Below are 17125 nucleotides of genomic sequence, written 5' to 3' on the forward strand. Positions count from 1 at the left end.
GAGTTTGACGAATCAGTGATGATTAAAGATGGAAGTCATTTTTTCTGTTGTAATGGCTGTCAGGGTGTTTTTAATCTTTTAAATGATGAAGGATTAGAGAGTTTTTACAATAAAGCTTCAAATACAAAACTTACCCCTCCAACAAAAAAATATGAAGACTCATCTAATTTTGATACAGAGTCTTTTAGAGATGCTTTTATTAAGATAAATAGTGATGGTTTTAATGAAGTATCACTAATTATTGAAGGTATTCACTGTTCAGCTTGTGTCTGGTTAAATGAAAAAGCTCTTCATAGAATGGATGGTGTAATAGAAGCAAACATAAACTTTACAAACAACAAAGCTACCATAATTTGGGCTGGAGATGTTGTAAAACTATCTTCAATAATAGATATGATTCGTTCTATTGGTTACAATGCTTTTGCTTATGATTCTTCCATTCAAGAGACTCATGCTAATAAAGAGAGAAAATCTTATTACCTGAAAATGGCAGTTGCAATTTTTGCTTCTATGAATATTATGTGGATAGCTGTAGCTCAATATGCAGGTTATTTCAGCGGTATTACACAAGAAGTAAAAACTATTCTAAATGTTGCTGAGGGAGTACTTGCTACTCCAGTTCTTTTTTATAGCGGTTGGGTATTTTTTAGAGGTGCATATTACGGATTGAAAGCAAAAGTTGTTAACATGGACCTTCTTGTTGCAACAGGAGCTTTACTTACATATATATACTCTATTTATATTACAATAACTGAACATGGAGAGGCTTATTTTGATTCGGTGAGTATGATTATTACTTTTGTACTAATTGGTAAGTTTTTAGAAGTGTTAAGTAAAAAGAATGCTGCTGATACCTTAGATGTAATCGGTAAGCATATTCCTAGTGAAGTAAAACTTCTTATTAACGGTGCTATCGTTGCTTGTAAACTTGATAATGTAAAAGTAGGGGATATAGTAGTCGTGGCGTCTGGAGAGAAGGTTCTTTTAGATGGTGAGATTATTAAAGGTAATGGTTCATTTGATGAGTCAAATTTGACTGGAGAGAGTGAACCAATATATAAAAGTGTTGGGGATTTCATAATAAGTGGTACAACCAGTATAGACGCGGATGTGCATTTTATAGCTTCTAAAGATTTTAAGCACTCAACACTATCAAACCTTGTAACGCTTTTAGAATCTGCTATAAACAAAAAACCAAAAATCCAGCAAATAGCCAATAGACTCTCAGAACATTTTTCAACTGCTATTTTAGCTCTGTCTTTTTTAACATTTTTCGTATGGTGGGCTTTAGGTAATAATTTTGAAACCTCTTTTATGATTGGTATTTCAGTTATTGTTATAGCCTGTCCTTGCGCTTTAGCACTGGCTACACCGGTTGCAACATTAGTCGGTCTTAGTCTTGGTGCTACAAAAGGTATACTCTTTAAAGAAGCAGCTCAGCTTGAGACTATGGCTAAGATTGATACACTAATTTTAGATAAAACCGGGACTATAACTATAGGAAAGCCAGAAGTTGTAAGTGTTCATATCTATGGTGAGTTTGATAAAGTGTTACTTCATTCACTTACAAAACTCTCTAAGCATCCAGTTGCATCTGGCATCTGCAACTACTTAAAAAAAGAAGATGAAAATATACAAGAGATCATATTTGATGAGTTCTCTCAAATACCAGCTACAGGTATAAAAGCAAAATACGGTGATATAGAAGTTTTAGGCGGTAATTTAAAGCTTCTAAATCAGCATGACATATCTATTGATTTTAGCACAGATAATACTCTTTTTTATTATGTGATAAATAAAAAGGTAGTTGCTATATATGAACTTAGTGATAAGATAAAAGATGGAGCCCTAGAACTTGTAGAAGAGCTAAAAAAAAGAAAGATTAAAACTGTTATGCTTACTGGTGATAATGAGCATATTGCAAAGAGAGTTGCTCAGCAGGTTGGTATTACAGATTTTCTTTATGAACAAACACCAGAAAACAAAGCTGAGTATATAGCCAAACTTCACGAGCAAAAAAGAACAGTAGTAATGGTAGGCGATGGAGTAAATGATATATTAGCTTTATCATCTGCTGACATAGGAATAGTAATGGGTAGTGGAAGTGATATTGCAGTAGAGATAGGAGATGTTGTTTTATTAAATAATTCCTTAAAATCACTTCAAGATGCATTTAAAATAAGTCGTACTACTTATGGGTTAATAAAACAAAATCTATTTATATCTTTAGCGTATAATGCAATTACAATTCCACTTGCTATGGCAGGGTTTGTTATTCCTCTTGTAGCAGCAATATCAATGTCAGTAAGTTCACTTTTAGTTGTTGGAAACTCAATGAGAATAAGATATAAGTGGAAACAAAATTAAAATATGGAGTGTTAAATGGATAATTGGGTAATTGCAATGATGCTAGGAGCTTCTATATTTTTAGGAGCTATTGCGCTTTTTGCTTTTCTTTGGGCTATAAAAAATGGTCAGTTTGATGATGAAGAGAAATTTTTAAATGCTGCAAAGTTTGACGGTGAAGAAGAATTAAATGATGCAAAAAAACAAGAAGAAAAAAAAGAGTCTTTAAAGAAAAGTTATAGACCGGAATAAAAAAGAGAGTTTAAAAAGTTGTGTAGTAGAGTAAACTGCCCCAAAGGGCAATTCAGATAGATTATTTACCTATAGTTTGTGCAAAAGCGTCTAAATCAGCGTTAGAATATTTTCCAACTTGACCTTTCATAAGACCTTTCATTGGACCACCATAAGTACCATCTTTGTAACCTTTAAGTGCAGTAGCAATCTCAGCATGAGTCATTTTAGATACATCTTTAGATTTACCTAGAGCTGCTTTACTCCAGTCAGCACCGTGACAAGAAGTACATGCCTTACCATTTACTGCTGCCATTGAAGCTGTTGCTAGTGCTAAAGTAGCAATTGAAGCGATTACGATTTTTTTCATTTGATTTCCTTGAGAATTAATTTTCAGACAAATTATAGTGATTTGAGTCTTAAATACATATTAATGAATTATAGTGTATTATTATATTAGATAAAAACTAGATGGATGGGTAAATGAGATACATAAATGACGATTTAAAAGACAAAACAATTTTAATTACGGGGGGAGCTGGCTTTATTGGTTCGAATTTAGCTTTTTATTTTCAATATAACCATCCAGATGCAAAAGTAGTGGTTTTGGATAGCTTTAGAAGTGGTGAAACATTATCAAATGGAAATTTAAAAAGCTTTGGACATTTTAAGAACTTAATAGGTTTTACTGGTGAAGTGATTAGTGGAGATATAAATGATAAAGAACTGCTTCTTGATTTAGAAATAAACTATAAATTTGATTATATCTTTCATGAAGCTGCAATTTCTGACACTACTGCATTAGAGCAAAATTTAATGATTAAAACAAATGTAAATGCTTATAAAGATTTACTAGACTTAGCAATTAGACACGATTCTAATATGATATATGCATCTTCAGCAGCAACTTATGGCAATGCTCAATCTCCCCAAAGAGTAGGAAGGGAAGCTCCACAAAATGTTTATGGTTTTTCTAAACTTAGTATGGATAACTTGAGTCGTGAATATATGAAAGAGTGTGATATACATATAGTAGGACTTAGATATTTTAATGTTTATGGAGCAGGTGAGTATTTTAAAAATACTACGGCATCTATGGTTTTACAATTTGGACATCAAATATTAGCCGGGAAAAATCCTCGTCTTTTTGAAGATAGTGATAAAATCCTTCGTGATTTTATATATATAGAAGATATCGTTCAAGCAAATATTAAAGCTATGCAGCCAAAAGAGAGTGGCATTTTTAATGTTGGAACAGGTAAAGCTAGAAGTTTTCAAGATATTGTAGATATCTTGCAACGTGAACTAGGAACTTCTCTTAAATGTGAGTATATTCCAAATCCTTTTATAGGTAGTTATCAGTTTCATACAGAAGCTGACATAGCTACAACTAGAGAAGCTTTAGGATATGAGCCAAGATTTGAAATGGAAGAAGCCATAAAAGCATATGTTGGTGAGATAAAAAGAATATATGAAGAAGAAGTTAAATAATGCAGGTTCTTAAAAACTTCACTCCAAAGATATTAGTTATTGGTGATTTAATGATTGATCACTATTTGTGGGGTAGTTGTGAGAGAATCTCTCCTGAAGCACCTGTACAAGTTGTTGATATTGCTAAAGAGACGACAGTTCTTGGTGGAGCAGGTAATGTTATAAATAACCTTAAAGCTCTTGGAGCAAATGTTAGTGTTAGTAGTGTTATAGGTGATGATGATAATGGTTTAGAGCTTGTAGAAATGCTAAGAAGTATTAATGTGGATAGTTCAAACCTTATAGTTCAAAAGAGTAGAAAAACATCTAAAAAAAGTCGTATTATAGCTGTGAGTCAGCAAATTCTTAGATATGATAAAGAGAGTAAGAGTGAGATTGAAAGCGAGTCTGTTAAAAAAATTATAACTTCTATCTCAAGTAGTATAGCTTCTTACGATGCTATTATACTTTCTGATTATGGAAAAGGGGTTTTAACACCTGAGCTTTGTCAAGGTGTTATCTCTCTTGCAAAAGAAAACGCTGTGAAGGTTTTGGTTGATCCAAAGGGAAGTGACTTCTCAAAATACAAGGGAGCATATCTTCTAACTCCAAACAAGAAAGAAGCGATTTTAGCAACGAATATAGATATTAAAGATGATGAATCTTTAAAAGAGGCTCTATTGAAGTTAAAAAAAGAAGTTGATTTAGATATATCTCTAATAACACTTTCTGAAGACGGTATTGCAACATACGACAAAGAAGTAAAGAAATTCCCTACCGTTGCAAAAGAAGTTTTTGATGTAACAGGTGCAGGTGATACCGTTATAGCTTCTATTGCTTTTGCTCTTAGTGCAGGAAAGACCATAGAAGAAACAGCATCTTTTGCTAACTTAGCTGCCGGAGTTGTTGTCGGAAAAATTGGTTCTGCAACCGTTACTTTAGATGAGATAGAAGAGTATGAAGCTTCTTTACATAAAAGCACATCAGATGCACATATAAAAAGTTTTGAAGATATAGCACAAATAGTAAATCGCTGTAAAGCAAACGGTAAGAAAGTTGTATTTACAAATGGATGTTTTGATATTTTACATGTTGGTCATGTTAAGTATCTTCAAAAAGCAAAGAGCTTTGGTGATATACTTATTGTTGGACTAAATTCAGATGATTCTGTTTCAAGGTTAAAAGGACCTAGTCGTCCTATTAACATAGCTCAAGATAGAGCTTATATATTAGCAGCTCTTGAAGCTGTAGATTTTGTTGTTCCTTTTGAAGAAGACACTCCCTATAACCTTATAAAAATGATAAAACCTAATACACTTGTAAAAGGTGGTGATTATAAAGATAAGAATGTTGTTGGAACTGAATTTGCTAGTAATCTAAAACTTGTGGATTTTGTTAATGGCAAAAGTACAACAAAAACAATTCAAAAAATAGAGGGAAAATTATGTTAAGAAAAATTGGACTAATTACAGTTTGTGCAGCTTCCGCCTTTGCTATGCACAATGCAGAGCTTAATTTAAATGATAAAGACTTAGAATTTGGCGTAAAATTTGACATGGGTCAATACAATGAAAATATTGAACCAGAAAATATACTTGTTGGTGGAAAAATTTTACATGCATCTGATGATCATAGTGATTTAGGAAGAGGCAGAGCAATTGATGATTTATTAGAAGCAAATATGTTGGTACAAACAAAAGTTGAAGGAAGTGACTCGACTTTTGGCTTAGGTGTTAAATTCAACTACACTCAGGACTTTAGCTCTATTCCTGTAGGCTTGGAAGTTAGGCACCACATTGATGTTATTGAAAGATTCCCCATATTTATAAAAGGACTTCTATATTACGCTCCTGAAGTACTTTCTTTTCGAGATGCAGCAAACTTTTTTGAATACAGAGTAGAAGGAGAAGTTGAAGTTATGAAAAATGCCGGTGCAATTCTTGGTTATAGATCTATAGACACTAACTATGCTACTGGCAGAGGTGGAGATGTAAATTACAATAGTTCTGTATACCTTGGATTGAAGTTCGCTTTTTAGTTAAATAAACAGCTCTGTTTAGGGCTGTGATTTGTCTTTTCGTGCTTTTTTATAGAAAAGTTTTTGAGTTGAGATATCTTTTGGTATCGGAGTCTCGTTTAGAATATGTTCACTTAATATTTTTGCCAAGTATGGAGCAAGAACGAACCCTCTAGAGCCCAAAGCATTTATGATATACATATTTGGATAATAGTCCAGCATCTCTTGAGAAATTTTAGTACCATTTTTTATTGATGGATATTTTTTTAGGGAACTATTATAATCTACTATTTTTCCAAGAACAGGAAAATAACTTTTAATTGTAGCTCTTGCACCTTTATATATTTTTATCACTTTTAAATCTTCTAAATCAATTAACTCTTTAGCTTTTTCTAAGAGGTAATCAACTTGCTCTTTTTCATGATCTACATAAGAGACACATTTGTCACAAGTTGTTATGCACTCTAGCTGTATGGAATCATGCCTCTCATGAGTTGCACCTATAGCAACTGTACCATCATTTTTATTTGTAGAAATTGAGATAGACTTATGTATGTTAAAAGGAATTCTTGTACTGGTTTTAACATCTATCCTAAGACCAAAAATAGGAGATATATCAAAGTATGGATGTTTTATTATAGACTTGCTTACGCCTTGAGCTAATATAATGTTTTTTGCTTTAATGTCTTGTATATAATAGATGCCATCTTTAAAAACCAACTCATTAATATCCATTTTGTAAAAATCACATTTTTCAACAAGCTTATTACAAATGCTTAGAGGCTCTATAACAGCTGCATCTTTATAGAAATAACCATCTATCTCTTTAAAATTAGTTGATATGTTTTGTAGTTTGTTGCTATCAAAATATTCATACTCTATATCATTGTTTTCTAACTTTTCTTTTGAAAAATTATCATTTGTGACTCGTAGTACACCTTTTTTACTAATTGAGTCAGGAATTAGTTTTTCATAAAAATCAATGGAAAAATTTAGAGCTTTATTTACGAAGGTGTTGTAATTATTTTTTTTACCTGGAAGTGGAGAAAGAAATGCTCCTGCAACTCCACTTGCGCCACCAGCGATTCCCTCTCTGTCAATAATGGCTACTTTTTTTGCACTTTTTTGTAAAAAAAAAGCAGTTGAGCATCCAGCTGAACCAGCTCCAATAACTAAAAAATCATATATTTTAGAAGCCAAGTGTTCTTACTGCTTTAATAACTTCAATGGACGTAATACTGTTCATACAATCATGATGCCCTAATGGGCACTCTCTTTTCATGCAAGGAGAGCAATCCATCTCATGTCTTATAAGTCTGCTTTTTTCATTCATCCATTGAGAAGTCTCTTTATACCTTGTAGGACCAAAGATAGCGACCGTAGGTACTTGATAAGCTGCCGCAACGTGCATTGGTCCACTATCATTGGTAATAAAGAGTGAGCATCCTGCTATATGTGAACAAAGTTCTTCTATATTTGTTTTTCCTGCTAAGTTTTGATAGTTTCTTATTCCGAAATATTTGAGACTTGACTCAATCTCACCAGCCATCTCTACCTCATTTGGTCCACCAAAAATTATAATATCGAATTTATCTGCAAACTCTTTTGCAACCTCGGCAAACCTATCTGGATACCAACGTTTTGCACTTCCATAAGTTGCACCTGCATTGATTCCAAGAGTTGGTTTGTTAAATTGTTGAGGTTTTATATATAGTTTTAGCTTTGGTATATTTCCAGTCCAGTGATTAGAATCAGTCATAGCTAGCTGACAATATTGTTTTACCAGATGCTGCGAAGTTGGAATATTAGCTGTGTGAGATAGTAAAAATATCGAGTGCCATGATCGTCTTGAGATACAAATCACTGTTTTTGTAAACCTTAAAAGAAGAGATGAATGAAGTTGGTTTCTAAAACTAATAGCTAGATGAAACTGACCTAAGTTGCGTGCTAGTTTGTATGTTGCTATATATCTATTTGAAGCTTTTTTTGTCTCATCTACTATTGCTTTTTCGCACAAAGGATGATGTTTTAATGCTTCAATACTTACATAACTACCGACAAAAGTAAACTTTGCATCTTGGTAGTGAGATGCTAAAAGTTCAATGGCAGGAGTACTCATAACAGCATCCCCTAGCCAGTTTGGTAAAATAACTAATATCTTCACTTTGTCCACCTGTTTTTTTCAACAATATTTTTGAAGTTATATAGAGTTAGTCCTATGGACATTAAAACTATAAAACTAAAAAGAAGAAGGACTAATATTTGAATAAATTGATTTTTGTTCAATATGCAGAATCCTCTTTAAATATCAGTCTATAAAGTATATGAGTTGAAATATAGACTATAAAAAACGAGGTGACAACATCACTAAGGAAGTGTCCGCCAGCAGCCATTCTTGCTATAGAAACTAAAGTACCGTAAACAAGAACAAGAGATATAAACAATCTTTTCCTTCTTTTAGCTAAAAGTGCAAAACCTAAAAGACTAAAGGCAGCAGCTGTATGACCTGATGAGAAAGAGTAACCATCTTGATTACTAGGTATGAAAGCGGGAGTAAACTCTTTTTGTCCACCAAAGTTTATGGTTTGTGCAGGTCGTGCTCTTCCCCAGTTTTCTTTTAGAGTTGCATTTACTATGAGTGCAGGTGCAATTGTTAGAAATAGAATTATAAAAAGCATAGCCTTAGAATTTATACCTAAAAGGTTTTTCTTTTTAACATAGTTATATATGAATATTGCTATGCTTGATAGTGCAAAAATTATAATAAGAGGCCTTACAGAATGATAGAGTATACCTTCTACCCATGAGCCGTTGAGTGAAAATAATTTCCCATCAAAAAAGAGAGAAGCTATATCTAGGTCTATTTGTGGAAAGCTTACAAAGATTAGAGAAGAGACTAAAAAAAGTAGCCAGAAGTATAGTTTTACATTTAAATATTTTTTATTCATAGACGCAATTATACCGCGTCTTTAATGTATATATATAAAGGAGAAGAAGCAATTTCTAAAATTTCATCTTTTATCAGTTCTCCATTCATAGAATAGACTTCAAAAAACTCTTCATTTTTGAGTGTAGTAGGTTTTAGTGTCCAGTGAATTTGTAAAAGTCTATTCTTTACCAGACATTGTAGTATATAGTAGTCTCTTTTTATATCTAGTCTTAAAAATTGAGCGTGTTTCAAGGTTTGAATCATAAACTTATATGTATAAAATGCTGAACGTTTTCTAATTCCATCTCGGTTATCAACCAAACCGTAACCTGGAGCTATAAGCTGATGCCATGATAGTGAGTTTACCTGCTGAGAAGCAAAAGATAAAAGGTAATACCTAAGCATGAAATCTGCATATAATTTTTCACTAACACATTCATACTCACTGGTAGGTGCGTATGGTGCAGTGCCTGTAATTGGCCAATTTGTTTCAGTTATATGCAAAGAATGCTCACTTTTAGGACTTATCCAAACCATAGTGCTTAGCCACGCTATTTTATCTGAGAGAGTAAATCCCATCTGTGTATTTTCTGGAGCTCCGCGTCTATCTACATAAAGTAAAGATGCAACACCATCATAGCGGTATTTGAAAAAATTAAAAAGAGTGTGTGCTGTGAAGTGGTATTCAAAATCAATTACGCCACTTCCAATGAGCTTGGCATCTGGAAATTCGGTCTCTTTTAAGTCATAAGCAGTTTTATAAAACCTGTTATATTCATCAACAGAGAAAAATCCCCATTTAGCTCTGTTGATTGTTGAACCAATTTCATAAATATCAACAAGTCCATCAAGTGCTTTAAAAATGACTCTTAAATCTTTTCTTAAAAGTTCTAAATCTTCTATATGCTCCCTGTCTTGAAGAATCTTTAAAATTATTTTTCTACTTTTATTTTTCATTAAAAAGTTTTTTAACTCATCAAGTGTTTCAAGTTCCCAAAGTTTAAGACGAAGTAAAATACTCTTAGTATCTAACTCTTCTAAAAGTTCAAGAGTAAACTCTGGCTCTCTTTGATAATCTACACCCATAGAAAAAAACACAGATGAATCTATCTGTTTTCTTTTGACAAATGGCATAGCAATAATTGATAAAGGAAGAATAATAATAGCTGTGAATATTGTTTTAACTAAAGAGAAAAGCTCTCGCTTACGCATCTCTTTTTTGTATGTTTTCTCTTTTAGTTGTGCTGGTTGGTCGGAATACTCATCCCATTTAAATGGTAGTTTCATAAGGCGAATTATATCCTTTTTAAGATAAAATCATAAAATTATTTATTTACAGGGATTATTTGATGAAAATATCAATTATTGGAACAGGTTATGTAGGTTTGGTAAGTGGAGCATGTTTTGCTCAAATGGGAAACAGTGTAACCTGTGTGGATATAGATGAAAAGAAAATCGAAGATTTAAAGCAAGGTATCATCCCTATATATGAGCCTGGCTTAGAAGATATGACTTTAGAAAATTATAAAAATAAAACACTTTCTTTTACAACTAATTCTAGTGAAGCTATCAAAAACTCTAAAATAGCTTTTATTGCTGTTGGAACTCCTATGGGTGAAGATGGAAGTGCAGACTTAAAGTATGTTTTGGCTGTTGCAAAAACTATTGGTGAGTCTATGGAAGATTATATGGTTATTGTAGATAAGTCTACAGTTCCTGTAGGGACTGCAGATAAAGTTAAGGCAACAATAGAGGCAGAACTTGATCGTAGAGGTGTAGACATAAAGTTCGACGTTGTATCTAATCCGGAATTTCTAAAAGAGGGTGCAGCGGTAAATGACTTTTTGCATCCGGACCGTGTAGTAATCGGTGCAGATAGTGATAAAGCGATGGATATTATGAAAGAGCTATATGCTCCATTTATGAAACGTCATGAGTACTTTATTGGCATGGATATTAAAAGTGCTGAAATGACGAAATATGCAGCTAATGCGATGCTTGCAACTAAAATATCTTTTATGAATGAGATGAGTCAAATCTGTGAGAGAGTTGGTGCTGATATCAATAAAGTTAGAAATGGTATAGGAAGTGACAGTCGTATTGGTTATAGTTTTATTTATCCAGGTTGTGGCTATGGTGGCAGCTGTTTTCCAAAAGATGTTCAGGCTTTAGCAAAAACTGCAAAAGATTTTGGATATAACCCTAGAATTTTAGATGCTGTTGAAGCCGTTAATCTTGATCAGAAATTTGTAATATCAAACAAAGTGATTGCTAGATTCGGTGAAAACCTAGATGGAAAAACTTTTGCTATCTGGGGACTTAGTTTTAAGCCTGAGACTGATGATATGAGAGAAGCAAGTTCTATTACAATTATCAATGAGTTGACAAGAAGAGGTGCAAAAGTTGTAGCTTATGATCCAAAAGCTAGACATGAAGCTGAGAGTTATTACTTAAAAGGTAATGATAAAGTCTCATATGTTGATGGTAAATATGATGCACTTAAAGATGCAGATGCTGTCATTCTAGTGACAGAGTGGCAAGAGTTTAGAAGTCCTGATTTTGATGAGATGAAAAAACTTCTTAAAAACTCAATCTTTTTTGATGGTAGAAATCAGTTTAGCAAAGAGAAAATGGCTAAATATGGTTTTGAGTATTTTCAGATTGGTGTGAACTGATTTTTGAATATTTTAGTTGTTCGCACAGATAAGCTTGGTGATTTTATAACTGCACTTCCAACAATGTATGTTCTAAAGCATCATAATCCAAAAAATAGGATTATCGCTTGTGTGGCACCAATGAACAAAACTTTAGCCCAGACTTGTGACTTTATAGATGAGGTTATAGTTGATAGCGGACAAAGCATCTCTAGCCTTGCATCTGAGCTTCGTGCCTTAAAAATAGATGCAAGCATAACTCTTTTTTCAAACACTCGTATAGCTCTTGCTCAGTTTTTAGCTCGAATCCCAATAAGAATAGCTCCAGCCACAAAAATAGCACAAATATTTTATACCCATAGAGTTAAACAAAGACGTAGTGAAGTAAAGATGGCTGAGTTTGAGTATAACCTAGAACTTACAAAAACTCTCTTTGGGGATATAAACCTAGTGTATAAAAAACCTCTTCTAGAGTTTGAAGATGCTAAAAATATATATAAGGTTTTTTGTATAAATAATGAGATTGAAAAAGATGTTATAGCCTTTCATGTCGGCTTTGGTGGCTCATCAGATGCCAACTGGAATCTGAATGAGTATGAAGAGCTTATACATTCGGTTTTAATAGAAAATAAGTATCAAGTAGTGCTAACCTTTGGACCTGATGAAAAAGAGCTTTATGAAGAGATGCAGGGTAGGTTTATGGCTTACAATGTAGTCTTTTATTTTTCTCAAGATAGCATCACTTATTTTGCAAAACTCATAAGTAACTTTAAACTCTTTGTAAGTACTTCAACAGGAACTTATCACTTAGCATCTCTAGTCGGAACACCGACCATGACATTTTTTGGAGATACTTTGTTTGCAAGTTCTAAGAGATGGAAAGCAGTAGGGGATGAAAAATTTCAAGAGCATTTTATGATTCCACTCTCTAAAGATGCTAGAGATAAGATGTTTAAAGATGTAAAAAAGAAGTTAGCTGCTATTTAGCTTACTTACCTTTTAGTTTACGTTTTAGGATAACTTTGTCTTTAAGCTTTTTATCATGTTTTAAAATCTCACTAATCGCTTTATCTTCATCTAGTTCGGCTAGTTTAGAGTATGTTTTTGCAATAGTTGTTAAATCATCTTCATTGAACCAAAGTTTGTTAAAGTTTTGTAGTCCGTCATACTCAGTTATTTGACGAAATTTCATACGATTTATATCAACAAGAGAAAATATATATTTTTCATTTTCTTTTTTTATAAGAATATTTCCACCTGAATAATCAACATGCCAAACACCTTTTGTATGAATATAGTAAGTAAACTCTGCAAAGTCTTGCAAAACTTTTTCTTTATACTCCGGTTGGTCATCTCTTATATGAGCAATTGTAAAATCATATTTAAACTCTTTTGAGATAAAGAAGCTCTCTTTTAAAAGCCCCAACTCAAAAAATTCTATATAACCAATGGCTTCAGGTGTGCTGACTTGAAGTTCATGCAGTTTTGTGGCATTGTGAAAAGCTTTATAGGCTTTGGATTTTCTAATATAAGCATATACAAATTGATTTATGAAATTTGGAACTCTAAAAGCCTTCACAACTGTCTGGATGCCTTCTATTTCTATAACTTTGAGCTCATTTCTTGCTAAGTGAATTACTGTTGAATTCTGTAAAAAAATTGATTTAATTTTTAAAAGTACATCTCTGAAGTTTTTAAAATTTTCATTGTATTCGAGTTTATATGACATCTGTTTTTAGCTACTTTATGGTAAAATCTAATAAAAAATATTGAGTAAAAATGCAAAAAAATATTACAGCTACGATTATAACATTAAATGAGGAAAAACACATTCGTGATGTCATTTTAAATGTGCAGAAGGTTTGTAATGAAGTTATAGTTGTCGATTCTTTTAGTAGTGATAAAACTTGCAGCATAGCAAAAGAATTGGGCGCCAAAGTAATAGAGCAAAAATATTTAGGTGATGGTGGACAAAAGGCATTTTGCGAGCAATTTGCAACAAATGAGTGGATTCTAAGTATAGATGCTGATGAGAGACTTGAAGATGGAGCAATAGAATTTTTAAGAGATTTTAATTATGAAGATGCGGATGTAGATGCATACTCTTTTCGTCGTAAAAGTTTTATAGGCAAAAAGTTTATAAGGCAGTGGTATCCAGACCGTGTTGTTAGACTTTATAAAAAGTCAGCATGTGGATATAACACAATAGGTGAACATGGAAAAGTTGAGACTGACAATTTTGTAGACCTAGATATAGATATGCTTCATTACTCTTTTGAAAATTTTGGAGTCTTGGTCAGTAAGGCTGATCGATTTGCAGTAAATCTTGCTAGAGTTCGTTATGCTGAAGGTATGCGCGCCTCATGGTATGACCCTTTTCTTCATGGCATGGGCGCTATGTTTAAAGGCTTGATTATTAAAGGTGGAGTCTTTGGTGGATTGCATGAGTGGCATGTAGCTTTTGCCTCTTCGTATAATAGTTATATGAAATATGTAGTCATATTAGAGATGCAAGAAAATGAAAAATAGTAATATCTTAGAGCTTTGTCTCTCCCCTGACTTGGGCGGTCTTGAACTTTATATGGTTCGTGCTTCACATTTTTTAGATGCAAAGACAAATGTTGTTAGTGTTATAAATGAGACCGGAAAGCTAGAACAGTACTATAAAGATACAGAATTTAAATATGAAAAAATTAAAAAAAGTCCTACTATATTTTCATACATAACTGCAAAAAAATTGGCAAATGTTATAGATGAAAATAGTATTGATATAGTGCATCTTCATTGGACAAAAGACATCCTAGTAGCTGTTTTAGCAAAACTGCTTTCAAAACAAAAACCAAAACTTGTTCAAACAAGAAATATGACCATGACAAGATTTAAAGATGACTTCTATCATAGGTTTTTATACAAAAAAATAGACCTAATGTTACCTGTTACATATCAGGTTAAAGAGCAGATAGAGAAATTTATTCCTAAGAGTATAAGACCTAAAGTTGAAGTCTTATATATGGGTGCAGATGCTCCTGAGATAATAAGTGATGAGCAAAAAGAGATTCTTCGTAATAAGTATAGTTTAGAAAATTCTTTCACAGTCGGTATAGTTGGAAGAATAGAAGAGGGCAAAGGTCAGTATCTGGTAATTGATGCTATTAAAGAACTTGTTAAACAAGGTATAGATGCTAAGGCTTTAATTGTTGGACATGCAATGAATGATATTTATTTGAACTCTTTAAAAAATAATATAATAGAAGATGGCATAGAAGATAAAGTGATATTCACAGGGTTTACAACTGAAGTTCAAAAACTTATGCAGGTGTGTGATGTTATTGTTCTTGCAACCAATAAGGAAACTTTTGGTTTAGTTCTAATTGAAGCTATGCAGTCAAATATAGTGGTTGTAGGAAGTGACAGTGGCGGACCATTGGAGATTATAGATGATAATGAAAGTGGACTGTTGTTTAAGACTAAGAACTCTGCTGATTTGTCTATGAAACTTGAATCTTTATTTCGTGACAAACTCTTAAGTAAAAGATTGGCACAGGCTGGAAAAAGTAAATCTGATGAGATGTTTTGCAGTGAAAAACAGTTTGAAAAATTAAAAATTATTTTGGAGAATTTATGAAAATATTGTATATAAATACATCTACAGCAGACTATGTTCAAGATTTGACATACACCGGTTTAGTAAAAAAATTTGGTTTGCAAAATGTTATAGATTATAAATGGAATAAAAAATATCATTTTCCATATAAAAAATATCCTAAAAATATAGGTTATATTGAGGGCTCTTTTTTTAGTTCTGTATTTAGAACTTTTAATTTTAATGAGATAGATTATGTCTTTATAGGTTCATGTAAAGTTGAAGCCTTTGAAACTTATATAGAAATAGCACATAAAATACCAAAAAATGTACCTGTTATTTTTATAGATGGTGGTGATGGAAATAAGATAGGAATAGATCTTGTAGCATATAAGCGGCCAGAGCTATATGAAAAAGCTTTATCAGTTCGTCCTTTTGATTTTATATTTAAAAGGGAGTATTTAATTGATGAGACTTATGACTCAAATGTAGCACCACTTCCTATGTCTTTTAATTTTGATAGATTGCCAACTCTGCTTACAGACTTTAAATATGACGTCTCTTTTTGGGCTGTTGAATCATATGCGCTAAGAACTAAAGCATTGGATATGCTAGAGAATATGTATGATTGCAAAGAGAATGGAACAACAAGAAATCAAAAGTTTAGTAAATATAAGAGAAAAGGCTCTTTTTATCTCCAAGAATTGGCAAGCTGTAAAATTGTAATTAATATCAGAGGTGGAGGCTGGGATACAATGAGATATTGGGAAACTCCAGCAGTAGGTGCTTTTATGTTGAGTCAAGAACCACAAATTGTTATACCTGATAATTTTGAGCATGGAAAAGATGTTGTCTTTTTTAAAGATGACCTAACTGACTTGAGCGATTTATGTGACTATTATTTGAAAAATGATGTTAAACGAGAAGAAATAGCAAAATCCGGCTTGCAAAAGATGAAAGCTTTTCATACAGATGAAAAAAGAATAGATTATATATTTAAAACATTAAAAAAAGAAATAAAATGAAAGTAAGTTTAATAGTAGCTGTTTATAAAGATATTCAAGCACTTAATTTAATAGTAGAAGCCTTAAAAATTCAAACATACAAAAACTTTGAAGTAATAATTGCAGAAGACAACAATTCACAAGAGATTAAAGATTATATTTCATCAATAAAAGGCTTGGATGTTAAACATACATCACAAGAAGATAGTGGCATTAGAAAGATGAGATCACTAAATAATGCTATTATCGCTAGTGAAGGTGATTACCTTGTATTTATAGATGGTGATTGTATTCCGTACTCAACATTTATAGAATCATATGTTACATTAGCTCAACATGGTTATATATCAAGTGGAAGAAGAGTTAATTTAGGTCCAAAATATGCAAAAAAATTAAGAAATAATGAACTGACACCATATAAATTGGAAAAATCATTTTTATTTCATTTTATTAGTATGGCCCAAGATTCAGTTGAAAGACATGTAGAAGAAGGTTTTTATTTTAGTCCTAATGGATGGTTTTATAAAACTTTCTTAAAAAACAGAAACTCTACTACTGACATTTTAGGCTGTAATTATGCTTGCTTTAGAGACGATATGATTAAGATTAATGGCTATGATGAAGGATATGGTCAGACTGCCATTGGTGATGATACCGATATTCAATGGAGATTTGAAGCACTAGGTTTAAAAATAAAATCTATAAGAAATGTTGCTAATATTTTTCATTTATACCATCCTAGAACTATTAGGGAAAAAATATCTTGGAAAAAAGAATATACTTTGATGTTAGAAAATAAAAAAAACAAAAAATATTTTTGTGACAAAGGATTAGATAAGCATACCTGCTAGCATCTAATCTAGTTGACTTGTGTTAGTTAATTATATAATG

The 17125-nt window shown here is 32.3% G+C and carries 17 protein-coding genes; 11 read left to right on the forward strand and 6 right to left on the reverse strand.

The window, feature by feature from the left end; genetic code table 11:
* Positions 1-18 precede the first annotated feature (18 nt).
* Positions 19-2367 carry a heavy metal translocating P-type ATPase gene (locus ACLHDE_RS03065; protein ID WP_415398503.1) on the forward strand — a complete coding sequence of 783 codons (2349 nt, stop codon included), beginning with the start codon at positions 19-21 and terminating at the stop codon, positions 2365-2367.
* A 15-nt stretch (positions 2368-2382) separates the two neighbouring features.
* Complete coding sequence (ccoS, locus tag ACLHDE_RS03070; RefSeq protein WP_415397698.1) at positions 2383-2598, forward strand: cbb3-type cytochrome oxidase assembly protein CcoS; 216 nt, start codon at positions 2383-2385, stop codon at positions 2596-2598.
* A gap of 61 nt (positions 2599-2659) precedes the next feature.
* Here the strand turns inward: ccoS and ACLHDE_RS03075 are convergent, their stop codons facing one another.
* Complete coding sequence (locus tag ACLHDE_RS03075; RefSeq protein ID WP_415397700.1) at positions 2660-2947, reverse strand: c-type cytochrome; 288 nt, start codon at positions 2945-2947, stop codon at positions 2660-2662.
* Positions 2948-3060: 113 nt separating this feature from the next.
* On the opposite strand from ACLHDE_RS03075, the gene rfaD reads away from it, so the two are divergent.
* From rfaD to ACLHDE_RS03090, 3 genes are read left to right on the forward strand one after another with little or no spacing between them, the layout of a single operon-like run.
* Positions 3061-4068: an ADP-glyceromanno-heptose 6-epimerase gene (gene rfaD / locus ACLHDE_RS03080; RefSeq protein ID WP_415397702.1), complete on the forward strand. Its 1008-nt coding sequence runs from the start codon at positions 3061-3063 to the stop codon at positions 4066-4068.
* Positions 4068-5498 carry a D-glycero-beta-D-manno-heptose-7-phosphate kinase gene (gene rfaE1 / locus ACLHDE_RS03085; RefSeq protein WP_415397704.1) on the forward strand — a complete coding sequence of 477 codons (1431 nt, stop codon included), beginning with the start codon at positions 4068-4070 and terminating at the stop codon, positions 5496-5498. Before rfaD ends, rfaE1 begins: the two co-directional genes overlap by 1 nt.
* Entirely contained in the window at positions 5492-6085 is a 594-nt protein-coding gene (locus ACLHDE_RS03090; protein WP_415397706.1) for a hypothetical protein, read from the forward strand. The genes rfaE1 and ACLHDE_RS03090 overlap by 7 nt, the downstream gene beginning before the upstream one ends.
* Before the next feature lie 18 nt (positions 6086-6103).
* Here the strand turns inward: ACLHDE_RS03090 and ACLHDE_RS03095 are convergent, their stop codons facing one another.
* From ACLHDE_RS03095 to ACLHDE_RS03110, 4 genes are all read right to left on the reverse strand, one after another.
* On the reverse strand, positions 6104-7264 hold the full coding sequence (locus ACLHDE_RS03095; protein WP_415397707.1) for an NAD(P)/FAD-dependent oxidoreductase: 1161 nt from the start codon (positions 7262-7264) through the stop codon (positions 6104-6106).
* Positions 7254-8228, reverse strand: a complete 975-nt coding sequence (waaF, locus tag ACLHDE_RS03100; protein WP_415397709.1) for a lipopolysaccharide heptosyltransferase II — start codon at positions 8226-8228, stop codon at positions 7254-7256. Before waaF ends, ACLHDE_RS03095 begins: the two co-directional genes overlap by 11 nt.
* Before the next feature lie 118 nt (positions 8229-8346).
* A complete protein-coding gene (locus ACLHDE_RS03105; RefSeq protein ID WP_415397711.1) occupies positions 8347-9012 on the reverse strand; it encodes a phosphatase PAP2 family protein in 666 nt (221 codons plus the stop codon).
* A gap of 8 nt (positions 9013-9020) precedes the next feature.
* A complete protein-coding gene (locus ACLHDE_RS03110; RefSeq protein ID WP_415397713.1) occupies positions 9021-10280 on the reverse strand; it encodes a glycosyl hydrolase in 1260 nt (419 codons plus the stop codon).
* Positions 10281-10342: 62 nt separating this feature from the next.
* On the opposite strand from ACLHDE_RS03110, the gene ACLHDE_RS03115 reads away from it, so the two are divergent.
* Both ACLHDE_RS03115 and ACLHDE_RS03120 read left to right on the forward strand, forming a co-directional pair.
* Entirely contained in the window at positions 10343-11668 is a 1326-nt protein-coding gene (locus ACLHDE_RS03115; RefSeq protein WP_415397715.1) for a UDP-glucose dehydrogenase family protein, read from the forward strand.
* A gap of 3 nt (positions 11669-11671) precedes the next feature.
* Positions 11672-12634, forward strand: a complete 963-nt coding sequence (locus tag ACLHDE_RS03120) for a glycosyltransferase family 9 protein (protein ID WP_415397717.1) — start codon at positions 11672-11674, stop codon at positions 12632-12634.
* Between the two features lies 1 nt (position 12635).
* Here the strand turns inward: ACLHDE_RS03120 and ACLHDE_RS03125 are convergent, their stop codons facing one another.
* Complete coding sequence (locus ACLHDE_RS03125; protein WP_415397719.1) at positions 12636-13376, reverse strand: lipopolysaccharide kinase InaA family protein; 741 nt, start codon at positions 13374-13376, stop codon at positions 12636-12638.
* A gap of 50 nt (positions 13377-13426) precedes the next feature.
* On the opposite strand from ACLHDE_RS03125, the gene ACLHDE_RS03130 reads away from it, so the two are divergent.
* From ACLHDE_RS03130 to ACLHDE_RS03145, 4 genes are read left to right on the forward strand one after another with little or no spacing between them, the layout of a single operon-like run.
* Positions 13427-14176, forward strand: a complete 750-nt coding sequence (locus tag ACLHDE_RS03130) for a glycosyltransferase family 2 protein (RefSeq protein ID WP_415397721.1) — start codon at positions 13427-13429, stop codon at positions 14174-14176.
* Complete coding sequence (locus tag ACLHDE_RS03135; RefSeq protein WP_415397723.1) at positions 14166-15272, forward strand: glycosyltransferase family 4 protein; 1107 nt, start codon at positions 14166-14168, stop codon at positions 15270-15272. The genes ACLHDE_RS03130 and ACLHDE_RS03135 overlap by 11 nt, the downstream gene beginning before the upstream one ends.
* A complete protein-coding gene (locus ACLHDE_RS03140) occupies positions 15269-16255 on the forward strand; it encodes a glycosyltransferase (RefSeq protein WP_415397725.1) in 987 nt (328 codons plus the stop codon). Before ACLHDE_RS03135 ends, ACLHDE_RS03140 begins: the two co-directional genes overlap by 4 nt.
* On the forward strand, positions 16252-17085 hold the full coding sequence (locus ACLHDE_RS03145) for a glycosyltransferase (RefSeq protein WP_415397727.1): 834 nt from the start codon (positions 16252-16254) through the stop codon (positions 17083-17085). Before ACLHDE_RS03140 ends, ACLHDE_RS03145 begins: the two co-directional genes overlap by 4 nt.
* Positions 17086-17125 lie beyond the last annotated feature (40 nt).

Origin of the sequence: Sulfurimonas iocasae (assembly GCF_047716755.1) — a bacterium.
Taxonomy (GTDB): Bacteria; Campylobacterota; Campylobacteria; order Campylobacterales; family Sulfurimonadaceae; genus Sulfurimonas.